Annotated in this window: 20 protein-coding genes; 10 read left to right on the top strand and 10 right to left on the bottom strand. The window is 65.4% G+C overall.

The window, feature by feature from the left end; all coding sequences use genetic code 11:
- Nucleotides 1-28: 28 nt before the first annotated feature.
- Genes AWB77_RS30425 through AWB77_RS30405 form a run of 5 tightly spaced genes read left to right on the top strand, consistent with a single transcriptional unit; the run spans nucleotide 29 to nucleotide 5,050 of the window.
- A complete protein-coding gene (locus AWB77_RS30425; RefSeq protein WP_061138192.1) occupies nucleotides 29-1,633 on the top strand; it encodes an acyl CoA:acetate/3-ketoacid CoA transferase in 1,605 nt (534 codons plus the stop codon).
- Complete coding sequence (locus AWB77_RS30420; protein WP_061138191.1) at nucleotides 1,630-2,490, top strand: shikimate dehydrogenase family protein; 861 nt, start codon at nucleotides 1,630-1,632, stop codon at nucleotides 2,488-2,490. Before AWB77_RS30425 ends, AWB77_RS30420 begins: the two co-directional genes overlap by 4 nt.
- A gap of 25 nt (nucleotides 2,491-2,515) precedes the next feature.
- Nucleotides 2,516-3,673, top strand: a complete 1,158-nt coding sequence (locus tag AWB77_RS30415) for a dihydrodipicolinate synthase family protein (protein ID WP_061138190.1) — start codon at nucleotides 2,516-2,518, stop codon at nucleotides 3,671-3,673.
- Nucleotides 3,674-3,692: 19 nt separating this feature from the next.
- Nucleotides 3,693-4,532 (top strand): sugar phosphate isomerase/epimerase family protein, encoded by an 840-nt coding sequence (locus AWB77_RS30410; protein WP_061138189.1) that lies wholly within the window; start codon nucleotides 3,693-3,695, stop codon nucleotides 4,530-4,532.
- Nucleotides 4,533-4,561: 29 nt separating this feature from the next.
- Entirely contained in the window at nucleotides 4,562-5,050 is a 489-nt protein-coding gene (locus tag AWB77_RS30405) for a MaoC family dehydratase (protein ID WP_061138188.1), read from the top strand.
- A gap of 12 nt (nucleotides 5,051-5,062) precedes the next feature.
- Here the strand turns inward: AWB77_RS30405 and AWB77_RS30400 are convergent, their stop codons facing one another.
- From AWB77_RS30400 to AWB77_RS30375, 6 genes are all read right to left on the bottom strand, one after another.
- A complete protein-coding gene (locus AWB77_RS30400; protein ID WP_061138187.1) occupies nucleotides 5,063-6,295 on the bottom strand; it encodes an NAD(P)/FAD-dependent oxidoreductase in 1,233 nt (410 codons plus the stop codon).
- Between the two features lie 39 nt (nucleotides 6,296-6,334).
- The gene (locus tag AWB77_RS30395) at nucleotides 6,335-8,533 is read right to left on the bottom strand and encodes a hybrid sensor histidine kinase/response regulator (protein ID WP_061138186.1); all 2,199 of its coding nucleotides are present in this window, start codon (nucleotides 8,531-8,533) and stop codon (nucleotides 6,335-6,337) included.
- Nucleotides 8,534-8,758: 225 nt separating this feature from the next.
- Entirely contained in the window at nucleotides 8,759-9,106 is a 348-nt protein-coding gene (locus tag AWB77_RS30390) for a chaperone modulator CbpM (protein ID WP_061138225.1), read from the bottom strand.
- A 5-nt stretch (nucleotides 9,107-9,111) separates the two neighbouring features.
- Nucleotides 9,112-10,059 carry a DnaJ C-terminal domain-containing protein gene (locus AWB77_RS30385; RefSeq protein WP_061138185.1) on the bottom strand — a complete coding sequence of 316 codons (948 nt, stop codon included), beginning with the start codon at nucleotides 10,057-10,059 and terminating at the stop codon, nucleotides 9,112-9,114.
- A gap of 131 nt (nucleotides 10,060-10,190) precedes the next feature.
- Nucleotides 10,191-11,387: an MFS transporter gene (locus AWB77_RS30380; protein WP_061138184.1), complete on the bottom strand. Its 1,197-nt coding sequence runs from the start codon at nucleotides 11,385-11,387 to the stop codon at nucleotides 10,191-10,193.
- Between the two features lie 79 nt (nucleotides 11,388-11,466).
- Nucleotides 11,467-12,576 carry an alkene reductase gene (locus tag AWB77_RS30375; RefSeq protein ID WP_061138183.1) on the bottom strand — a complete coding sequence of 370 codons (1,110 nt, stop codon included), beginning with the start codon at nucleotides 12,574-12,576 and terminating at the stop codon, nucleotides 11,467-11,469.
- Between the two features lie 323 nt (nucleotides 12,577-12,899).
- Between AWB77_RS30375 and AWB77_RS30370 the strand changes: the two genes are divergently transcribed.
- From AWB77_RS30370 to AWB77_RS30355, 4 genes are all read left to right on the top strand, one after another.
- Complete coding sequence (locus AWB77_RS30370; protein WP_061138182.1) at nucleotides 12,900-13,889, top strand: zinc-dependent alcohol dehydrogenase family protein; 990 nt, start codon at nucleotides 12,900-12,902, stop codon at nucleotides 13,887-13,889.
- A gap of 16 nt (nucleotides 13,890-13,905) precedes the next feature.
- The gene (locus tag AWB77_RS30365; protein WP_061138181.1) at nucleotides 13,906-14,553 is read left to right on the top strand and encodes a flavin reductase family protein; all 648 of its coding nucleotides are present in this window, start codon (nucleotides 13,906-13,908) and stop codon (nucleotides 14,551-14,553) included.
- Nucleotides 14,550-15,677, top strand: coding sequence for a Gfo/Idh/MocA family protein (locus AWB77_RS30360; protein WP_244158707.1), 1,128 nt, complete (start codon nucleotides 14,550-14,552; stop codon nucleotides 15,675-15,677). Before AWB77_RS30365 ends, AWB77_RS30360 begins: the two co-directional genes overlap by 4 nt.
- 82 nt (nucleotides 15,678-15,759) lie before the next feature.
- Nucleotides 15,760-16,668, top strand: a complete 909-nt coding sequence (locus tag AWB77_RS30355; protein WP_061138223.1) for a LysR family transcriptional regulator — start codon at nucleotides 15,760-15,762, stop codon at nucleotides 16,666-16,668.
- Between the two features lie 19 nt (nucleotides 16,669-16,687).
- Here the strand turns inward: AWB77_RS30355 and AWB77_RS30350 are convergent, their stop codons facing one another.
- The gene (locus AWB77_RS30350; RefSeq protein ID WP_061138222.1) at nucleotides 16,688-17,434 is read right to left on the bottom strand and encodes an SDR family NAD(P)-dependent oxidoreductase; all 747 of its coding nucleotides are present in this window, start codon (nucleotides 17,432-17,434) and stop codon (nucleotides 16,688-16,690) included.
- Between the two features lie 243 nt (nucleotides 17,435-17,677).
- Between AWB77_RS30350 and AWB77_RS30345 the strand changes: the two genes are divergently transcribed.
- On the top strand, nucleotides 17,678-18,562 hold the full coding sequence (locus AWB77_RS30345) for a LysR family transcriptional regulator (RefSeq protein WP_061138180.1): 885 nt from the start codon (nucleotides 17,678-17,680) through the stop codon (nucleotides 18,560-18,562).
- A gap of 9 nt (nucleotides 18,563-18,571) precedes the next feature.
- Here the strand turns inward: AWB77_RS30345 and AWB77_RS30340 are convergent, their stop codons facing one another.
- From AWB77_RS30340 to AWB77_RS30330, 3 genes are read right to left on the bottom strand one after another with little or no spacing between them, the layout of a single operon-like run.
- Nucleotides 18,572-19,819 (bottom strand): enolase C-terminal domain-like protein, encoded by a 1,248-nt coding sequence (locus tag AWB77_RS30340; RefSeq protein WP_061138179.1) that lies wholly within the window; start codon nucleotides 19,817-19,819, stop codon nucleotides 18,572-18,574.
- A gap of 3 nt (nucleotides 19,820-19,822) precedes the next feature.
- Nucleotides 19,823-21,142 carry an MFS transporter gene (locus tag AWB77_RS30335; RefSeq protein ID WP_061138221.1) on the bottom strand — a complete coding sequence of 440 codons (1,320 nt, stop codon included), beginning with the start codon at nucleotides 21,140-21,142 and terminating at the stop codon, nucleotides 19,823-19,825.
- A 13-nt stretch (nucleotides 21,143-21,155) separates the two neighbouring features.
- Nucleotides 21,156-21,923, bottom strand: coding sequence for an SDR family oxidoreductase (locus tag AWB77_RS30330; RefSeq protein WP_061138178.1), 768 nt, complete (start codon nucleotides 21,921-21,923; stop codon nucleotides 21,156-21,158).
- Nucleotides 21,924-22,015: the final 92 nt, after the last annotated feature.

Here is a 22,015-nt window from a genome sequence, read left to right as displayed (position 1 = left end):
AGACACAGAAAACACCGGAGCACACGACATGCAAATTTTGACCGCCGACCAGGCCGCATCCCTGCTGAAGGACGGCGACACGTTGATGATCGGGGGATCGGGAAGCGGACACGCCGTGCCCGAATCGCTCATCGAGGCGCTCGAGCGCCGCTTTCTCGCGGAGGGCGCGCCGCGCCGGATCACGTCCGTGCATCCGGTCGGTCTCGGCGATCGCGGCGAGCGCGGCGCATCGCGGCTCGCGCATGCGGGTCTGCTCAAGCGCGTCGTGTGCGGCACGCTGGTCGATTCGCCCGCGCTCGCGCAAATGGCGCTGAACAAGGAAGTTGAAGCGTGGACGCTGCCGCAGGGCGCGCTGTCGCAACTCACGCGCGAAATGGCGGCGGGACGGCCGGGGCTCGTGAGCCACGTCGGCCTGCATACCTTCGTCGATCCGCGCAACGGCGGCGGCCTGCAGGGCGCGCCGAGCGACGACCAGCTCGTCAGCCTCATCGAAATCGAAGGGCGCGAGTGGCTGTTCTACAAGCCTTTCGAAGTCGACGTCGCGTTCCTGCGCGGCACGACCGCCGACGAAGACGGCAACGTATCGATGGAGCACGAAGCCGTGTTCGCCGACATGCTCTCGATGGCGCAGGCGACGCGGCGCAACGGCGGCATCGTGATTGTGCAGGTCAAGCGGCTTGCGCGGCGCGGCACGCTGCCCGCCAAGTCGGTGAAGATTCCCGGCATGCTGGTGGATGCGGTGGTCGTCGAGCCGGATCAGCCGGTGACGTACCAGACCGCCTACGATCCCGCCTTCACCGGCGAGCTGCGCATTCCGCTCGGCGGCTTTCCGCGCCTGCCGCTCGACGAGCGCAAGATCATCGCGCGGCGTCTCGCGATGGAACTGCGCGTCGGCGCGGTGTGCAACGTGGGTTCGGGCGTGTGCACGGGCATCGGGCTCGTCGCGGCGGAAGAAGACGTGTTGCATCACATCGTGCTGACCAACGAGCAAGGGCTGATCGGCGGCGCGCCTGCCGCGGGTCTGGACGCGGGCGCGGCGCGCAACTACAGCGCCATTGTCGACATGCCCTATCAGTTCGATTTCTATGACGGCGGCGGCATCGACATCGCGTTTCTTTCCGCCGTGGAAATCGATGCGCAGGGCAGCGTGAACATCAGCCGCTTCGCGAACAAGCTGATCGGCGTCGGCGGGTTCATCAACATCAGCCAGAACGCGCGCAAGATGGTGTTCGGCGGCACGTTCACGGCCGGCAGCCTGCAAGTGGCGTGCGAAGGCGGGCAATTGCAGATTCTCAAGGAAGGCGCGCACCGCAAGTTCGTGTCGAAGCTGCAGCAGGTGTCGTACAGCGGGCCCTACGCGCAGGAACGCAATCAGACGACGCTCTTCGTCACCGAGCGCGCGGTGTTTCGCGCCATCGAAGGTGCGCTGGAACTGATCGAGATCGCGCCGGGCATCGATCTCGAACGCGACGTGCTCGCGCACATGGCGTTCCGGCCGGTCATCTCGCCCGATCTCAAGCTGATGGACGAACGCCTGTTCCGTCCCGAGCCGATGCGCCTCGCCGCCACGATGGACGCGCAGCCGTGGCCGCGTCATGCGCGCCTCGCCGGTTTCGCGGGGGGACAGCGGTGACGCAGCCAGCCACGCGCAAGCATCGGATCGGCGGGGCGACGCGCTTGTTCGGCATCGTCGGCAACCCGGTGACGCAGGTGAAAACGCCGCAACTGATGAACGCGCTGTTCGAAGCGGGCGGCATCGATGCGGTCTGCCTGCCGTTCGATGTTCCCGTCAACGTGTTCGAGCCGGCCGTCGCCGGGCTTCAGGCGCTCGGCAATGTGGACGGGCTCGTCGTCACGGTGCCGCACAAGGTCCGCGCCATGTCGATGGTCGATGAAGTCTCCGACACCGCCCGCCGCGTCGGCGCGATCAACGTCATGCGCGAGCGTCCCGACGGAAGCTGGTTCGGCGACATGTTCGACGGCACCGGCCTCGTGCTGGGCCTCACGCGCATCGGCTTCGAGGTGCGCGGCAAGCATGTGAAGCAGCTCGGCGCGGGTGGCGCGGGCGCGGCGGTCGCGCATGCGCTGGCGCAAGCGGGCGCGGCGAGCATCGCGCTTGCCGATCCGCAGCGCGAGCTGCCCGAGCAACTGGCGGCGCGGCTGAACCGGTTCTATCCGGACTGTCCGGCGAGCGTCGATATCGATCCGGCGAATCTCGCGGGCATCGATCTGCTCGTCAACTGCTCGCCGGTCGGCATGCGGCCGGGCGACGGCATGCCCGCGGCGTTCGGCGCGTTTTCGCCGGCGCTTCAAGTGGTCGACATCATCATGACGCCCGCTGAAACGCCGCTGCTCGAACATGCGCGGCAGTGCGGCTGCCGCGCGACCAACGGCCGGCCGATGATCGAAGGACAACTCGCGGCGTTCGCGACGTTCTTCGGCATCGACATGCCCGCGTCGTTTTCCTGTTTCTCCGACGAGCACGCCTGAAGCGCCACCACCAGCCACCACCATCATGCAAATCGTTCTTCCGGCCGCTTCCGGCCAGTTCGACACCTACACGCTCAAGGGCGACCCGATCGGCGGTGCGCCGGCGGGCGCGACGTTCAACCGCATCGCGTATTCGGCGGCGCATGTCGTCGCCGATCCGCATCGCAGCGGCGAGCTGAATCAGCCCGCCGCGCTCGACTGGCCGCGCACCATCGAATACCGGCGCTATCTGATCGGGCAGGGCCTCGGCATTGCCGAAGCAATGGACACCGCGCAGCGCGGCATGGGTCTGTCGTGGGAAATCGCGCTCGAACTCGTGCAGCGCACGATGGCCGAAACGCGCGACATGCCGCACGCGCTGATCGCGTCGGGCTGCGGCACCGATCATCTTCCCGCGCACGCGGCGACATCGTGCGATGACGTGATCCGCGCCTACGCGATGCAGCTCGACGCCATCCAGCGCACCGGCAGCCGCGTGATCCTGATGGCGAGCCGCGCGCTCGCACGCGTGGCGCGGCATCGCGACGACTATCTGCGCGTCTACCGCGAAGTGCTCGCGATGTGCGAACAGCCCGTGATCCTGCACTGGCTCGGCGACATGTTCGATCCCGAGCTGAAAGGCTACTGGGGCAGCGACGATCTCGACAAAGCCGCCGATGCCTGCCTCGCGGTGATCGCAGAGAACGCGCAGAAGATCGACGGCATCAAGATCTCGCTGCTCGACGATGCGCGCGAGATCGCGTTCCGCCGCCGTCTGCCCGAGGGCGTGAAGATGTACACGGGCGACGACTTCAACTATCCGTCGCTCATCAAGGGGGACGAAGCGGGCTTCTCGCACGCGCTGCTCGGCATTTTCGATGCGATCGCGCCCGCCGCGTCGCAGGCGCTCGCCGCGCTCGCGAGCGGCGATATCGGGCGATACGAGCGCGTGCTCGAACCCACGGTCGCGCTCTCGCGGCACATCTTTCGCGCGCCGACGCAGTACTACAAGACGGGCGTCGTCTTTCTCGCGTACCTGAACGGATTCCAGCCGCACTTCTTCATGCCGGGCGGCCATCACGGCGCGCGTCCGCCGCTCTATCTCGCGGACGTGTTCCGTCTCGCCGATGCAGCGAACCTTCTGCGCGATCCGGAACTCGCGGTGCATCGCATGCGCCTCGTCATGCAGACGTTCGGCCTGTGACGACGCAAGGGAGCACGAGATGGTTTCACTGCAACGATGCGCGATCAATACAGCGACGCTCGGACATCGCGAATCGCTCGATGTGACGCTGGAGCGCATCGCGCGCGCGGGCTTCGGCGGCGTCGCGCCGTGGCGGCACGAGGTCGAGGCGCTCGGCGCGCAAGCGGTCGCGCGCCAGCTTCGCGCGCTGCAACTCACGGTCACCGGCTATTGCCGCTCCACGTATCTGACGGGCGCGACGCCAGCGGATCGGCGCGCGAGCATCGACGGCAATATCGCGGCGCTGCACGATGCCGCCGAGCTCGGCGCGCGCTGTTTCGTGCTCGTCGTGGGCGGCGTGAGTGCGAACGTCCGCGATCTCGCGGGCGCGCGCGCTCAGGTCGACGAGGGCATTGCGCGTCTGCTCGACGAGGCGCGCAAGCTGAAGATGCCCCTCGCCATCGAGCCTTTGCATCCGATGTACGCGGCGGATCGGTCGGTCGTCAACACGATCGGGCAGGCGCTCGCGATATGCGAACGCATCGCGCCGAACGATCCGTCGATGCTCGGCATCGCCATCGACGTGTATCACTGCTGGTGGGATCCGCTGCTGTCGGCGTCGATCGCGGCGGCGGGCCGCGCACGGCGGATTCTCGCGTATCACGTGTGCGACTGGCACGCCGACACGAAGGACATGCTGATGGATCGCGGCATGATGGGCGATGGCGTCATCGACCTGGCGGGCTTCCGGCGCGAGATGGAAGACGCGGGCTACGACGGCATGATGGAAGTCGAAATATTCTCGCGCGACCGTTGGTGGAAGGTCGCGCCGGACGAAGTGCTGGCCGTATGCGCGCAGCGCCTGCAATCGGTTTGCTGACGGCAACCTATACAGAAGAGACGAGAGACATGACACAGGAAATCATCGAAGATGCGCGCACGGGACGTCTGCTTCCGGCGGGCAAATACGACCTCAACGACATCGAACCGGGCGATCACTACCTCACCTCGGGGATGACGGTCACCGAGTCGCACGTCGTCAACTACGCGGGCGTATCGGGCGATCTGTACGACCTGCATATGGACGACGTCGCCGCGCAGGAAGCGGGCTTTCCCGGGCGCATCGCGCATGGACTGCTCGGACTCGCGCTCGCCGACGGCCTGAAGACGCGCAGCGACGTCCGCTTCAGCGCACTCGCGACATTGAGCTGGAACTGGGCGTTTCGCGCGCCGCTGATGATCGGCGATCGCATTCAGGTGCGTATCGAAGTCGTCGAAAAGCGCGTGACCAAGCGGACCGATCGCGGCATCGCAACGTTGAAGCTGACCGTGCTGAATCAGCACGGCGCGGTGCTTCAGGACGGGCAGACGCTATTGCTGATGGCGAATCGCGACTGACGTATCGCCCGATCAGAACCGGTCCGCACGGAACGGGCGCGGGTCCACGACCGGACGCTCGCCGGTCATCATCTCCGCGATGATCCGTCCGGTGACCGGGCCGAGCGTGAGCCCGTGATGCGCGTGACCGAAGGCGAACCACAGATTCGCATGGCGCGGCGCCGGACCGATGACCGGCATCATGTCGGGCGTGCACGGCCGGCGTCCGAGCCACGGCTCCGCATCGAGGCGCTCGCCGAGCGGGAACGTTTCGCGGGCGAAAGGCTCGACCGCCGCGAGTTGCACGGGCGTCTTCGGCGAATCCCTGAGACCGAGTTCGACGCCGGTGGTCAGGCGGATGCCGCGTGTCATCGGCGTGATGACATAACCGACTTCGGCATCGAGCACAGGCTGATTCAGCGTTGCGCTGGGCTGCGCCGCATAGTGCATGTGATAGCCGCGTTTGACTTCGAGCGGAAGGCGATAGTCCAGCTTCGCGATCACCTCGCTCGACCACGGCCCCATCGCGACGACGGCCTGTTTCGCCGATACGACGCCCGATGCGGTCGTCACGCGCCATCCGCGTTCGAGCGTCGATGCATCGCCGGTTAATACGGTGCCGCCAAGCGTCTCGAACAGCTTCGCATACGCGCGCACGAGGCCCGACGGATCGCTCACCGAATCCGCGGACGTGTACCGCAAGGCGGCTTTGAGTGCGGGTCCGAGCGAAGGCTCCGCGTCGTGCAAGGCTTCGTAGGAAAGGGCATCGAACGGAATGCCGTATTCGTCTTTCCAGCGCGACGCCTCGCTCACCGCAGTATCGAACGCCTTGCTCGTCCGGAATGCGTTGATCCATCCTCCGGTTCTGAGCAGCGCACCGGCACCGGCTGCATCGATCAACTCACGATGTTCGGAAACGCTATGCGCGATCAGTGCCGAGTAGGCACGCGCGGTGTTCGCGTGACGGTCGGGGCGCGAATGATGCCAGTAGCGAAGCAGAAACGGCAGCAGCTTCGGCATGGCGGCCGCATGGTATCGGACGTCGGTGGCGCGGTTCGACGCGTATCGCGAGATCGTGGCAAGGTCGCGCGGAAAGGCATACGGGTAGACGCCTTCTCGCTGGATGATGCCGGCGTTGCCCAGCGATGTCTCGTTGCCGGGCGCCTTCCGGTCGATCAGCGCGACCTTCGCGCCACGGCGCTGCAAGTGAACGGCTATCGAAGTGCCGACGATACCCGCGCCGAGCACGATCGCATCAAAGTCCATAGGTTGTTCCCGTACCATGTGGTTGGGTACGCAGCATCTTCAGGCGCCCGCCGGCCGCGACAGTTTCACGCTCTGCAGCAGCGCCTGCAAGTCGTCGATATTGAACGGCTTCGAAAGAATCGTCACGCCGACATGTTTTGCGCGCTCGAGCTCATCGGCATAGCCCGTCATGAGCGCGATGGTCTGCCGCGGCCACTTGCGGCGAACTTTCTCCGCGACATCGATTCCGCTGTTCAGGCCCGGCATCTGCACGTCGGAAAGAATCAGGTCGAAGGTCGCGCCATCGTCGAGCAGACTGAGCGCTGCATCGCCGGTCAGCTCGTGCCGCGAATGCCAGCCGAACACTTCGAGCACCGCCGACAGTCCGGCCGCGACCTCTTCGTTATCTTCGACGAGCAGAATCGAGCCTTTCACCGGCGCTGTCGCGGGCGCGGGTGCGAGAGGCGATGGGATGGCATTCTTGCCGGCGCTTTCCGTCGAACGCGGCAGGATCAGCGATACCGTCGTGCCTTCGCCGACCGTGCTCTCGATACGCGCCGTCCCGCCCGCCTGCTCGCACATCGCGATGACCTGCGCGAGGCCGAGACCGGTGCCCGCGTTCGCGGCTTTCGTCGTATAAAGCGGCTCGAACGCGCGCTGCACGACAGCGGGCGCCATGCCGATGCCCGTATCGGAACAGGCGACGAGCACATACTCGCCGGGCTTCGGGTTGCCGCTCCCGGTTTCGACGATGATGTTCTCGCAGCGCACGACGAATTTGCCGCCGTGAGGCATCGCGTCCTTGGCGTTCACCGCAAGGTTGATCAAAGCCGACTGCAGTTCGGACGGATCGACGTAGATCGACCACGTGCTTTTGGGCGCGTCGATATGCAGGCTGATACGGTCGCTGAGCGACATGCGGATCAGCGCGGCATCCTGTTCGAGCCACGCGCTGACATCGACGACTTCCTGGCGCAGCGGCTGCTTGCGCGCGACGCTGAGCAGCCGCCTCGCAAGACCCTCGGCCGTCACCGACGCGCGCTCGACCGCTATGACTTCCTTCTCGAGCCCGTTGAAGCCCTTGCGCCGCGCCAGTTCCATATTGGCTTTCACGACCATCAACAGGTTGTTGAAGTCGTGCGCGACGTTCGCCACCAGATTGCCGAGCGCGCCCATGCGCTTCATCTGACGCGTCGTTTCTTCGGCCGAAAGACGCATGCCGAATTCCGCTTTCCATCGTTCCCATGCCGTCCGCTCGCGTCTGAGGCGCGTCAGGCTGAACGCGACCAGCAGCCAGATGCCGACGCAAGGAACCAGCGTCGCGATGGCGATGAGGCCATCGTGCTTCAGCCACCTCGACATCACGATGGAAACGGGAATGCCGCTCGTCACATAGAGCGGATAGTCTCCCACCTGCCGATAGACGAGCAGTTTCTGGACGCCGTCGAGCGTCGAAAAGATATTGAGGCGTCCGCTCTTGCCGTTGACGTGCACGGCTTCCACCAGCGGCTGATTGTTCGTGGGCGGTCGTCGTGCCCGCGGGGCGGGATATCGGACGAGCGTCGTGCCGTCGCCCCGGAAAAGGCCGATGGACAGCGCGTTGTCATGGATGGTCAGCCGCTGATAGAACGACAAGAAATAGTCCCGCCGAAGCGAAATGACCAGAGCGCCGAGATAATGGCCCGCGGCATCGTAGCGGGGAAACGTAAGGTTGAAGACATCGATGACCGGAGCCGAGGTGCGTTCGGGTTGGGAAACGGCCATCTTCGCGCCGCCCACGGGCTTGTCGACGAAGCTGATGAGATGCTCGTCGATCGATTGCAATCCGACCGGGTAGGCGCTGCTGCTTGCCAGAAGATTGCGGTTGCGCCCGAACAACGTGATCGCGGCGACCGACGGCAGGCGCTTTGCCGTGTCCGCGAGAAAGTCGTGGAGCGACTTCTGTCGCGCGCGTATTTCGGCATCGCCGTCGCCGCCTACCATCGTCAGCACGCGAAGCGATACTTCCTGACTGACGTCGAAGACCTTGACCGCCTGTTCTTCGGCCACGCGCGAAAGACGGTCGATGCCTTCCGATGAATCGGAAAAGCGGCTCTGATAGCCGAAATAGCCATACACGGCCAGAAACAGCAGCGGCGTGACGATCGAAGCGACCAATGTCGCGATGAGCATGCGGCGCGTCGTGCCGAAGTCGCGTGGCGGCACGGGTATGTCCAGCGCCGAGCCGTCCGGATTGGACGTTTCCGGATGAATGATCATGAATATTGCGTGGGTCTCGAGAACGGGAAGTCTATGGACATGTCCCGGCAGCGTCAAATGAGTATCGGCGCTGCGCGCGCGGCGGCGAGATGTGGCCCGAGTTTTCGGATGATGGCGGGGAGGGCGGCGGCGGCACGCGGAGCGCCGGGACGTGGCGAGCCGTCGCCGCGCATCGCGGCTCGCTTTAGAGTACTGAGTATCGCGCTTTCATGCGGCTTTTATCGATCACGCGCCGCCATTCCTATCGCTTTTATCGCCCTGATCGCCATAACGCGCGAGCCGTTTGTGCAATGCATCGATCTGATCGAGCAGATCCAGCGCGAGCGCCACGCCCGGCGCATTCAATTCCAGGTCGGTCTTGAGACGCTGCGCGGTGATGACGCGGCGCAGGCACGTGCCGCTGAAGCGCCATTCCTCGACCCGCGCGCCCTGCGGTTCGAACGCGCCTTCCTCGACCCATTGGGCGAGATCGTCGCGCGATGCGCCGGTGATGCGGCACAACTCGACCAGCGTGAACTCGATGCGTTCCTCGACGATCTCGCCTTGCAGATAAGAAGGATCGTTGCCGTTCATGATGTTCACCCGTAAAAATGCGCGCGCGGATCGAAATCGAATGCCTTACGCATCTCGGCGTAGGCAGCTTTCCTGGCCTCGGTATCGGCGCTCGGCAGCACGATGCCCAGCATCACGTAGAAGTCGCCAGGCGGATTGCCGGGAATGCCGCGCCCTTTTAGCCGCAGCCGCCGCCCCGCCGCCGACCCTGCCGGAACGGTCACGGTGACGTCTCCCGAAGGCGTCGGCACGACGACTTCGGCGCCGAGCGCGGCTTCCCACGGGGCAAGCGGAAGATCGATCGTCACGTCGCGGCCATCGACGCGGTATCGCTTGTGCGTATCCAGCGCGATTTCCAGAAACAGATCGCCGCGCGGCGCGTTGCCGATGCCCGGACCGCCCTGACCCGCGAGCCGCAGCCGCTGACCGTCGAGGATACCTTTCGGTATGGCGACGTCGAGCGTGCGCGTCTGGTAGGTGACGCGTCCCTGATCGTCGATGACCGGCATTTGCAGGTTCAGCGTTCTCTGCGCGCCGTTGTAGACGTCTTCCAGACTGACGGCGACCCGCGCGTGCAGATCTTCGCCGGGCCATTCAGGCGTGTACGAGCGTGCCGACTGGCGCGCGCGCGTCCCGAAGAGGTCGCTGAAGAAATCCTCGGCGTCTTGCGCGTCGGCGGCGCTGCCGTAGTCGCCGCTGTAATCGCTGCCGTAGTCGGCGCCAGGCTGCGTGCGAGGGCGGATTTCGTCGCCGTCCTTGAAGCCGGTGCCGAGCGCATCGAACGCGGCGCGCTTCTCGGGATCCTTGAGAACCTGATAGGCCTCGCCGACCTCCTTGAAACGCTTCTCGGCGTTCTCGTCCTGATTCAGGTCCGGATGAAACTTGCGGGCGAGCTTGCGATAAGCGGTCTTGATCTCCGCTTCGGTCGCATTGCGCGGCACGCCCATGACGGCGTAATAGTCCTTGTACTTCATCGCTTCCCTTATCGTCCAGTGAATCGATTTCGGGCAGATGGCCTGGCAGCCAGGCGTGACGAACGATCAACAACTATACAAGGAAGCGGCGCAACGTGTTTCGGGCCGCGGCATGCCGGACGGCCGCGCGTTCAATCTCCGGGCATGGCGGCCATCGCGCGCCGCGTCGTCGCGAAGGTCGCGAGCACCGCCAGCCCCGCCGCGCACTGCAGCACGCCGAGATGCATCGCGCCCGCCGCGCCTGCGCGGTCGAACGCGACGCCGCCGGCCACCGATCCCGCTGCGATCGCCATCTGCACCGCGCTCACGAACAACGCCGACGCCGCCTCCGCCTGTCCGGGCGACGTCGACTGCATCCAGACGCTGAGACCTAGCGGAATCGCCCCATACGCGATGCCCCACGCCAGCACGCCCGCGACGACCGCGCCCGGCGTGTGCGCGAACGCCGGCAGCAGGACGAGCGAAGCGATCACGAGCGCGCCCATCGTGAGGAGCGACGCTCGCGGATGCGACGTTACATAAGCCGAAGCGACGAAGTTCGACACGAAGCCGACGACGCCGAAGCCGAGCAGTAACGCGCTCACGCGGGCGGCATCGAAAGAGGCATCGTCTTCGAGAAAGGGCGCGACATAGGTGTAGGCGCTAAAGTGCGCGCCGAACAACAGCGCGACGAGCGCGAGACTGCGCAGCACCGGGCCGCGCGCCAGCATGCGCACGAAATCCGCGCCGCGCGCCGCCACGCGCGGCGGCAATGGCGGCAGCAACAGCGCCTGCGAAAGCAGTGCGGCGAGCGCGAGCGCCGCCGTCGCGAAGAACGACACGCGCCACGACGAAGCGTCGGCGATATACGTGCCGAGCGGCACGCCGATGACCGTCGCGAGCGTGATGCCCATGAAGATCGTCGCGCTGGCCCGGGCGCTGTCCTTTTCCGCGACGATCTGCCCGGACACGCCGAGCGCCACCGTCCAGAATCCACCCAGCGCAAGGCCGAGCAGCGCGCGTCCGGCGAGCATCGTCGTGAAATGCGTCGCGAGCGCGCTCAGCACGTTCGACGCGATGAGCGCGATCGACAGCAACAGCAGAATCAGCCGACGGTTCACGCGGCCCGCCGCGAGCAGCAAGAGCGGCGCGGAGAAGGCCGCGATGATGCCCGGCGTCGTGGTCATCAGTCCGGCGGTGCCGGGCGTGATGCCGAGATCGCGCGAGATGGCCGGCAGCACGCCCACAGGCATGTATTCGGTCGTCACGAACGCGAATGCGCCGAGCGCGATGGAGAGCACCGCGAGCCACGGCCGCCGCGCGGCCACGCGCGAATGGTCGATATCCATGTGTAGTCTCGTCGTCGAATGGCGAAACAAAAGCGCGGCGGCGCTGTCCGGCGCCGCCGCGCGCGTGATGCACGGCTTCTCAGGCCGCGAGCGCGCTTTCGCGATAGAACGGGTAATCCGTATAGCCGATCTCCGTGCCGCCGAAGAACGTCGGGCGGTCATACGGATTCAGCGGAAGCTGCTTGCGCAGCCGCTCCGGCAAGTCCGGATTCGCGATGAAGTGACGTCCGAACGCGACCAGATCCGCATCGCCGGACTGGAGAATCGCTTCGGCGCTGTCGCCGTCGAAGCCGCCCGCCACGATGATCGGATGGCGAAAGCGCGCGCGCAGCGATTGCGCCGCGACCGGGCGCTGGTCGCGCGTATCGTCTTCGACGTTGCCGGCGATGCGCGGCTCGATCAGATGCAGATACGCGATGCCGAGCTTGTCGAGTTCATCGGCGACGTAGCCGAAAAGCGCCTGCGGATCGCTGTCCGACATGTCGCCCCAGGAACCGCTCGGGCCGAGGCGCACCGCGACCTTGTCCGCGCCCCACACGGAGATCACGGCGCGCGTCGTGTCGAGCAGAAGACGCGCGCGGTTTTCGATCGGGCCGCCGTATTCGTCGGTGCGCCGGTTGCTGCCGTCCTGAAGAAACTGGTCGAACAGATAGCCATTGGCCGCATGCAGCTCGACGCCGTCGAAGCCCGCCTTCACGCCGCGCGCCGCCGCGAGCCGGAAACTTTCGACGATGCCCGCGATCTCGTCCGTGCGCAGCGCGCGGTTCGGCGTGTTCGGCACCCAGCCGGATTCCGTGTAAGCGACGCCGCCATGCGCGATCTCAGACGGCCCCACGGGCTGCCCGCCGTCCGGCTGCAACTGCGCATTCGATTGCCGTCCCGCGTGATAGAGCTGAAGGAAGATGCGCCCGCCCTTGGCATGCACGGCATCGGTGACGGCCTTCCAGCCTTCGATCTGGCTGTCGTCGTAGAGGCCGGGCGCGCCGAGATAGCCGTTGCCTTCGGGGGCGGCGATGGTCGCTTCGCCGATCAGCAGCGCGCCGGGCGAGGTGCGTTGCGCATAGTATTCGGCCATCAGCGGGCCGGGGCGTGCGCCGTCTTCGGCGCGCATCCGGGTGAGCGGGGCGAGCACGACGCGATGCGCGAGTTCATAAGAACCGACTTCGACCGGCGAAAAGAGCGTGGACATTTCGATTTCCTCGAGCTGTGGTATTCGGGATGGATGCTGCCGGCGCCATGAGCGGCGACGCTTGAAGCCAATGTAGGGCGATGCCGCCGCGAGAAAAACCGTCTGCGGGTCGCGGCACTGCGGACGTGCGCGTCCGCAATGGCGCGCGGCCCGGCTGGCGCGGGCCTGCGCCGATGAAAAGCGATTGTTCGGTCGCGAAGAACAGTCAGTTAGCGGTATCCCGATTTATTGCGTCGATGGCCGTTCCGATAATTCGAGCCACTTCGAGGCGTGCCGCACAAGCGCGCGTCTCGTCCACTCAAATCGACCGGAAGGAATGCATCATGGCAAGAATCATCACTTTCGCTCGGCACGGCGGCCCCGACGTCTTCGAGTACACCGAAGCCGGCGACCTCGCGCCCGCGGCGAACGAAGTGCGTATCCGCGTGAAGGCCATCGGCCTGAATCGCGCGGAATCGATGTGGCGGCGCGGCGCGTATGTCGAGCCGGCAAAGCTGCCGGCGCGCGCCGGCTACGAGGCGTCGGGCATCGTCGATGCGATCGGCGCGAACGTCACGCACGTCGCGGTCGGCGACGCGGTGTCCACCGTGCCGTCGTTTTCGATGAACGATTACGGCATGTACGGCGAACGCGTGCTCGCGCCTGCGCACGCGGTCGTCAAGAGTCCCGCGTGGCTTTCGCATGAAGACGCGGTTGCGATCTGGAACGTGTTCGTGACGCCTTACGCGGCTTTCACGGAAGACGCGCGCCTGAAACAGGGCGATGTCGTGCTGATTCCGGCCGCGTCGAGCGGCGTGGGCATCGGCGCGATCCAGGTCGCGAAGCAACTCGGCGCGACGGCCGTGGCGCTCACGCGAACGTCCGCGAAGCGCGACGCGCTCCTCGAACTCGGCGCGGATCATGTGATCGTGACCGACGAAGAGAATCTCGTCGATGCGGTCATGCGCATCACCGGAGGACGCGGCGCGGATCTCGTCTTCGATCCCGTCGGCGGCAAGACGCTCGCGCGGCTGATCGACGCGACGCGCGCGGGCGGCACGATTCTGCTGTACGGCGCACTGAGCGCCGACGAAACGGTATTGCCAGTGCTGCCGCTGCTGTCGAAACGCATCACCGTGCACGGCTACAACCTGTTCTCGACGACCACCGATGAGCAACGCCAGCGCGAAGCCGCGACGTTCATCTTCGACGGCTTGCGCTCGGGCGCGCTGCGCACGGTGATCGCGCATCGCTTTGCCTTCGAGCGCATGGCCGACGCGCACGCGCTGCTCGAACGCAACGCGCATTTCGGGCGCATCGTGGTGACGGTCTGACGCCGAGGAGAGCGACATGCAATTCGATTTCGAATCGATCGATGCCCGCGCGCGCTACAAGCTGCTCGGCGCGGCCATCACGCCACGCCCGATCGCGTGGGTATCGACGCTCGGCGAAAACGGCGAGCCGAACGCCGCGCCGTTTTCGTTCTTCAATGCCTTCGGTGAAGACCCGCCGATCATCGGGTTCAGCATCCTGCACCGTTCGGAGAGCGACAGAAAGGACACGGGCGAGAACGTGCGCCGCGAGCGCGAGTTCGTCGTCAATCTGGTCGGCGAGGCGAATCTGCCGGCGATGAACGTCACCGCGATCGACTTTCCGCCCGAGCGCAGCGAGTTCGCGGAGGCCGGGCTCGTCGCGGCGCCGTCGAGCGTGATCCGCACGCCGTGTATCGCAGCGAGTCCGGTGTCGTTCGAATGCCGGCTGTTCGACATCATCGCGCTCGGGCCGTCGCGCTCGCTCGTGCTCGGGCGCATCGTCGCGATGCATGTCGATGACAACGCGGTCATCGACGCCGGCCGCGCCTATATCGACACGCGCAAGCTGCGTCTGATCGGACGCGGCGAAGCGAATACCTATGTCCGGACGCACGACGTGGTCCGGCTGCCCGCGATTCCATTGCAGGACTGGGATGCGCGCGCCACACACGGAGGTTCACGATGATGCTTGCACTTGCACAACACGAAGCGCCGCTGCGCGTGGGCGTGATCGGCGTCGGCAACTGGGCGCGGCACGGTCATCTGCGCGTGCTCGATCTGCTGCCGCAGTACGCGTTGCAGGCCGTGTACAGCCAGCGGCGCGAGGCGGCCGAAGCGGCGGCGCGCGAGTATCGCATCGGGCGCGTGGCGGCGTCCATCGACGAACTCGTCGAAAGCGGCGACATCGATCTCGTCGTCGTGCTCAACACCGCGCCGCAGCACGCGCGGACCGTGAAGCGCGCGATCGACGCGGGCAAGAACGTGTACTGCGAATGGCCGCTCACGACGACGCTCGCGCAATCCGAAGAACTGCTGCGCCTCGCCGACGCGCGCGGCGTGCGTCATGTCGCCGGACTGCAGCGCAGGCTCGCGCCGCATAACCGCTATATGCGCGATCTCATCGGCGAAGGTTACGTCGGCGAAGTGCGCTCGGTGCGCATGCACGTGAGCATGAACTACTTCCAGGCGATGCGAACGCGCGCGCTCGAATGGACGGTGCCGCCGGAGAACTTCTCGTCGGTCGTATCGATCTACGGCGGGCATTTTCTCGACATGCTGTTCGCTGCGACGGGCTGGCCGGTATCGATCGCCGCGCTCACGCCGAACCAGTTTCCCGAGGTCACGATCTGGGAGACAGGCGTGTCGATGCCGACATCGACGCCCGATCAGCTCGTGCTCGCCGGCATGCTCGAAGGCAGCGCGGTGTTGTCGGTGCATATCGAAGGCGGCAAGCGCAACGGCTCGGGCGTGCAGATCGACATCACGGGCACGCAGGGCGATCTGCGCGTGACCAACGTGTCGGCGTTCGGCGATGCCGGCGACGACTACGCGATTCACGGCGCCCATGGCGACAAGGCGCCGCTCGAACGTCTCGACGTGCCGGAGGGTTATCATCGCTTGCCGGCGTCGGGCCTGCCTTCGTCGGTGCTGGAACTCGCCGAGCTGTATTGGGCCTACGCGCACGACGTGCGGCACGGCACGCGCACCGCGCCCACGTTCGCGGATGCCGTGAACATGCATCGGCTGATCGACGCTGCGCAGGCGTCGTATGCGGCGCGGCGCTTCATCGACGTGCGGATATCGACATGAACGCATTCGGGAGAGCATCGCGATGAAACAGTCGGATTCCGCCGTGCGTGCGCCCGTTGCCCACGCGGGCGGCGGCGGGGCGATGGATCATATGAGCGCGATGGTCGTCTTCACGCGCGCGGCGGAAACCCTGAGCTTCGCGGAAGCGGGGCGGCAACTGGGGCTTTCCGCATCGGCGATCGGCAAGGCGATTGCGCGGCTGGAGACGCGGCTCGCGGTGCGGCTCTTTCATCGCAGCACGCGCAGCGTGCGTCTGACGAGCGAAGGCGAGCTTTTTCTCGCGCGCTGCCAGCGCATTCTCGGCGAAATCGAAGAGGCCGAAGCCGAACTGGCGCTGTCGCGCGCGAGTCCGTCAGGCAGGCTGCGCGTGAGCATTCCGCTCGTCGGCACGTTGCTGATGCCGGTGCTGTCCGCGTTCATGCGGCGTTATCCCGAGGTGCAGATCGACATCGATTTCAGCGATCGTATCGTCGATGTCATCGAGGATGGTTTCGATGTCGTGCTGCGCACTGGCGACGCGCTCGATTCGCAACTCACGATGCGCACGCTCGGCCATTACGCGCATGTGATCGTCGCCTCGCCGGACTATCTGAAGCGGTACGGCGTGCCGGCCCGGCCGGAAGACCTGGCCGCGCACGCGTGCCTTCAGCATCGTTTCTCGCGCACCGGGCGATTGCGGCGCTGGGCGTTGATGCGCGACGGCGCGCCCGTCGAGGTCGAGCTGCCGTCGACGGCGGTGGCGAGCGCGGTCGAGCCGCTCATCGCGATGTCGGAACAAGGGCTCGGGCTCACCAACGCGCCGGATTTCGCGGTGCGCAAGCAACTGGCAGACGGCTCGCTCGTGACCGTGCTGGACGCATTCCTGCACGACCGCATTCCGTTTCGCGCGCTGTGGCCTTCGGGACGCATGATGCCGCCGAAGGTGCGGGCGTTCGTGGACTTCCTGAGCGAGCATCTTTTTCCGCAAGCGCCGGAGAACGGCCAGCCGTGAGACCGTGCGCGAACAGGCTTCAGCCCGCCGTCTTGCCGCCGTCGACGGTCAGAATCTGGCCGGTGACGAACGCGGCGCTATCCGCGGCGAGGAACAGTACGGCTGCGGCGATGTCGTCGGGCTTGCCGATGCGCGCGAGCGGCACTTTCGCGGCGAGGGCCGCCTTGTTTTCGGCGGTGCGCGTGAAGCGGTCGAGCATGCCGGTATCGGTCGGCCCGGGTGCGACGGCGTTGACGCGCACGCCCGTCGATGCGACTTCGAGCGCAGCCGATTTCGTGATGCCCTCGACGGCGTGCTTGCTGCCCGCATAGACCGCCGCGAAGGCCGCGCCCTCATGACCGTACGTCGACGATATGTTGACGATGCTGCCGGCCTTTTGCGCCGTCATCACGCGCAGTTCGTGCTTGAGACTCAGCAGCGTGCCGAGCACGTTGGTGTCGAACGTGTCGGCGTAGCTGTCGGCGGTCTGATCGACGATCGGCCCCGGCTGGCCTTCCGTGCCGGCGTTGTTGACGGCGACATCCAGCCGACCGAAGCGGGCGACGGTCTGATCGACGAGATTGCGGACTTCTTCGTCGCGGCGCACGTCGGCCTTGACGAAATGAGCGTCGGCGCCAGCTTCGCGGAGCTCGCCTTCGAGCGCCGCGCCTGCTTCCGCGCGCCGGCCCGATACGACGAGCCGTGCGCCCGGGCGGGCGAACGCGAAGGCGGTTGCGCGGCCAATGCCCGTGAGGGCGCCAGTGATGAGGACGACGGGTTGAGTCATTTGAAGCTCCATTCGGTTCGGGTTCGCGGCGCGCTGTTCGTGCCGCATTACTCGGTGAGCAGGTTGAAACTCAATATAGGCTCGCTCGTCGTTCTCGAAAAAGACTTTGCAGGCTGGACGGCATGCTTCCCAGGCATGGCCCGGCGAGCATCGCCTACTATTGCGCGCGCGATAAAGACTTTGTAGGCTGGACGAGATGCCTCGGAAGCATGATGCGCAGGCGTCGCCGGAACGGGAGAAAACATGGAGCTGCGCCATCTGCGCTATTTCATCGCGGTCGCGGAAACGGGCAGTCTCACCGTCGCCGCCGAGCAGCGGCTGTTCACCTCGCAGCCGTCGCTGAGCCGGCAAATCCGCGATCTTGAGGACGAAGTGCGCGCCGAGCTTTTCAGCCGCAGCGCGCGCGGGGTCGAGCTGACGGCATCGGGCAGGGCGTTCCTGGACCATGCGCGACTTGCGCTCGCCCAGGTCGATGCCGCGATCGAAGCCGCCCGCCGCGCGTCGAGCCCGGCGAAGCAGGTCTTTGCGCTGGGCTTTCTGACGGGCCAGGAAATGACGTGGCTGCCGCGCGCCATGCGGGTGTTGCGCGACGAACTACCGAACATCGATGTCACGGTATCGAGCGGCTACTCGCCCGATCTCGCCGATGCCGTAGCGCGCGGCAAGCTCGATCTTGCATTCGTGCGCGTGGAGCCGGGGCTCGACCTCGAATATCGCGTCGTTCATCGCGAGAAGCTCGTCGTGCTGATGCCGGGCGATCATCGGCTGACGGCGAAGACGGCGATCGATCCGTCGGACCTGCAAGGCGAGACCTTCGTCATGGCATCGAACAAGGCGCGCGTGCTGCACGACGTCGTGGCAGGCTATCTGCGCGACAACGGGCTCGATCCGAAGCCCACGCACGGCGTCGACAATCTCGCGATGGCCATGTCGCTCGTCGCTTCGACGCGCGGCCTGTCGCTGATGCCCGAGTACGCGAACAATCTGCTGCCGTCGTCGGTCGTGAGCCGGCCGCTGGCGGGCGCGGCGCCGGGCGTCGATCTCGCGATCGGATACAGCCGTTCGAATGCGTCTTTGGTGCTCGCGTTGTTCTTGTCGCGGGCGGACGAGCTCATCGTCGATGACTGAGCGCGGGCGTCACGGTGTCTGGAGCCCGCCGTCCATCAGGCGCGTCTGCGTCCATACGGTGACATTGCGTTCGCACGGATACTTCGCCGCTTCGCGCTCGTCGAGATCGACGCCCAGGCCCGGCTTCTCGTTCGCATAGACGAAACCGCCGCGAAACTGAGGAAGCCCCGGAAACACGTCGAGCAGTGCCTCGCGCGGTCCTTTCAGTTCCTGGATCACGAAGTTCGGCGGCTCCGTACCCGACCATTCCTGCACACCGAAATTGCGCGATGCGAGGTCGATATGAATGTTCGCCGCATGCGCGAGCGGCGACATGTCGCCCGGACCGTGCCATGCCGTGCGCACGCCGAACTGTTCCGCGAAGATCTGCAGCTTGCGCCCCGCCGTGATCCCGCCGATCTGACTCAGATGCACGCGAATGAAGTCGATCAACCGTTCGGTAATCAGAAAGCGCCATTCATACGGGTTGTTGAATAGCTCGCCCTGCGCCAGCGGCGTCGTGGTCTTCTCGCGCAAGCGGCGCATCCACTCGCCTTCCTCGAGCGCGATCGCATCTTCCAGAAAGAACAGTTCGAAAGGCTCGAGTTCGCGCGCGAAGCGAATCGCCTCCACCGGCTTCAGACGCTCGTGCACGTCGTGGCACAACGCGACATCGAAGCCGATCTTGCTGCGAATTCCATCGAAGAGCTTGAGCGTGTCGCGAATATACTTGCGGCTGTCGAGATAGATGCCATCCGCCGCGCCTTGCGGCGCATTCGAAGGAGCGCGGCCGAATGTGCCGCCGCCGTATCCGCCGCTTTGGCAGCGAATATGCGTGATGCCCTGGTCGCGATAGCGCTGGATGTTGTCGCAGAGTTCGTTGAGATCGCGGCCATCCGCATGACGATAGATCGGCACGCCTTCGCGCACCTTGCCGCCGAACAACTGAAACAGCGGCATGTTCGCCTGCTTGCCCAGGATGTCCCACAACGCCATGTCGACGCCCGAGATCGCGTTGTTCTCGATCGGTCCGTTGCGCCAGTACGCGTTCTGATGCATCAGTTGCCAGAGCTCTTCGATTGCCTCGGCATCGCGCCCGATGAGCAAAGGCCGCAAGTACTCGTCGATCAGGCATTTCACCGCGAGATGCCGATACGCGAAGGTCGCGCATCCGAGTCCATACAGGCCGGGTTGATTCGTATCGACCCTGACGACGACGAGATTGATGCCTTCCGGCGCAGTCAGGATGACCTTGACGTCGGTGATGAGCGTTGCCATGCGTTATTTCACGAGAGCGGAAGCCACGGAATCGGACTTGCTGCCCGTGCCTCCCTTGGGTGTCGAGCGCTGGCCGGTCTGCGCGGGCACGAGCATCATGAGGACGACGGACGCGAGCAGCGCCGTGGCCATGAACACATACGACGCGGAAGGGCTGCCCGTTGCGCCGTTGAGATAGCCGACGAGCCACGCGCCGAGGAATGCGCCGAGCGCGCCGCACGCGTTGATGAGGCCGATCGCGCCGCCGAGCACGTTGCTCGGAATCAGCTCGGGCACGAGTGCGAAGAACGGGCCGTAAGGCGCGTACATGGTGGCGCCCGCAATCACGAGCAACGCGAACGACAGCCAGAAATTCGACGTGCCGACGAGATACGAACCGACGAACGCAATCGTTCCGATCAGCAGCAACGGCCACACGAAGAGCTTGCGATTGCGCGTCCTGTCGGACAGGAACGACGCAACGAGCATCAACACGATGGCCGCGAGATACGGCACGGCGGAGAGCCAGCCGACCGAGACGATATCGATGGATTTCGACGCCGACTTCAAGATCGACGGCAGCCACATGATGAAGCCGTACACGCCGATACTCCACAGCGCATGAATGGCGCAGCACTTGAGCACGATGGACGAACGGAACGCCGCCTTGTAGTCGCGCACCGGCGCGATATGCGCCTGCTCCGACTTGAGGATCGCGTCAAAATCGGCTTTCTCCTTGTCGCTCATCCACGGCGCATCGGCGGGACGATCCTTCACCGTGAACCACCATACGGCGGCCCACAGAATCGCGGGCACGCCCTCGAACACGAACATCTCGCGCCAGCCGAAGTTGCGCACGAGATAGCCGGACACGATGGACATCCACAGCACCGTGACCGGATTGCCGAGAATCAGGAACGTGTTCGCACGCGAGCGTTCCGTGCGCGTGAACCATCGGCTGATGTACATGAGCATCGACGGCATCACCGCCGCTTCGACGATGCCGAGTATGAAACGCAGCGCCATCAGCATCGGAATGTTGCTGACCATGCCCGTCGCGGCGGCGCACACGCCCCACAGGATGAGGCTCGCGAAGATGAGTTTCTTGACGCTGTTCTTCTGCGCGTAGATCGCGCCGGGTACTTGAAACAGACAGTATCCGAGGAAAAACAGCGAGCCGATCAGCGACGATGTCGCGGACGTAATGCCCAGGTCCTTGTCGATGCCCGCAGCCGCCGCAAAGCCGTAATTCGCGCGGTCCAGATAAGCGAGGCTGTACGTGATGAAGATGATCGGCATGAGATGCCACCATCGTTGCGGCGCGACCGCCTTGATGTTGTCCATGATGTCTCCGATGTCAAAGCACGGCGAGCCAGCCGCCATCGACGTAAATGATTTGTCCGTTCACATAGCTCGACGCCGCCGACGCGAGATACACCGCCGTACCGACGAGCTCTTCCGGCTTGCCCCAACGCTGCGACGGGTTGCTGCTTCTGACCCACTTGTCGAAGTCCGCGTTGTCGACGAGCGCCTGGTTCATGTCGGTCAGGATGTAGCCGGGACCGATCGCGTTCGCCTGGATATCGAACGAGGCCCATTCGGCGCTCATTGCGCGCGTGAGCATCTTGATGCCGCCCTTCGCCGCCGTATAAGGCGCAACGGTCGCGCGCGCGCCTTCGCTCGTGAGCGAACCGATGTTGATGATCTTGCCGCCGCGCCTGCGCTCGATCATGCGGCGCGCCGCTTCCTTCGCGACGATGAACGCGCTCGTCAGATTCGTATCGATCACGCGTTGCCAGTCGGCGAGCGCGAGTTCGATCATCGGCTTGCGGAACTGGATGCCGGCGTTGTTCACGACGATATCCACTTCGATGCCCTCCGCATCCCATGCCGCGAACGCAGCGGCAACCGACGTTTCGTCGGTGACGTCGAACGCGCGGCCGCGTGCGTCAAAGCCCTGTGCCTGAAGACGGCCGACGGCCGCATCGACGGTGTTGGCTTTCGTGCCGTTGACGATGACGCGCGCGCCCGCCGTCGCCAGTCCTTCAACGAGCGCATAGCCGATGCCGCGTGCCGAGCCCGTGACGAGCGCCGTGCGGCCTTCGAGATCGAACAACTTGTTCATGCGTGGTCCTTATGTGATGTGCCCGGATCGCCGGCGCGAGCGCGCCCGCGCAGCCTGTTCGCAGGCTGCGGTGTCATGGAAAAAAACGGTGA

This window comes from Caballeronia fortuita, from assembly GCF_001544835.2.
Taxonomy (GTDB): Bacteria; Pseudomonadota; Gammaproteobacteria; order Burkholderiales; family Burkholderiaceae; genus Caballeronia; species Caballeronia fortuita.
Note: the sequence above shows the minus strand (reverse complement) of the source record. Positions and strands in the feature narration are given on the sequence as shown.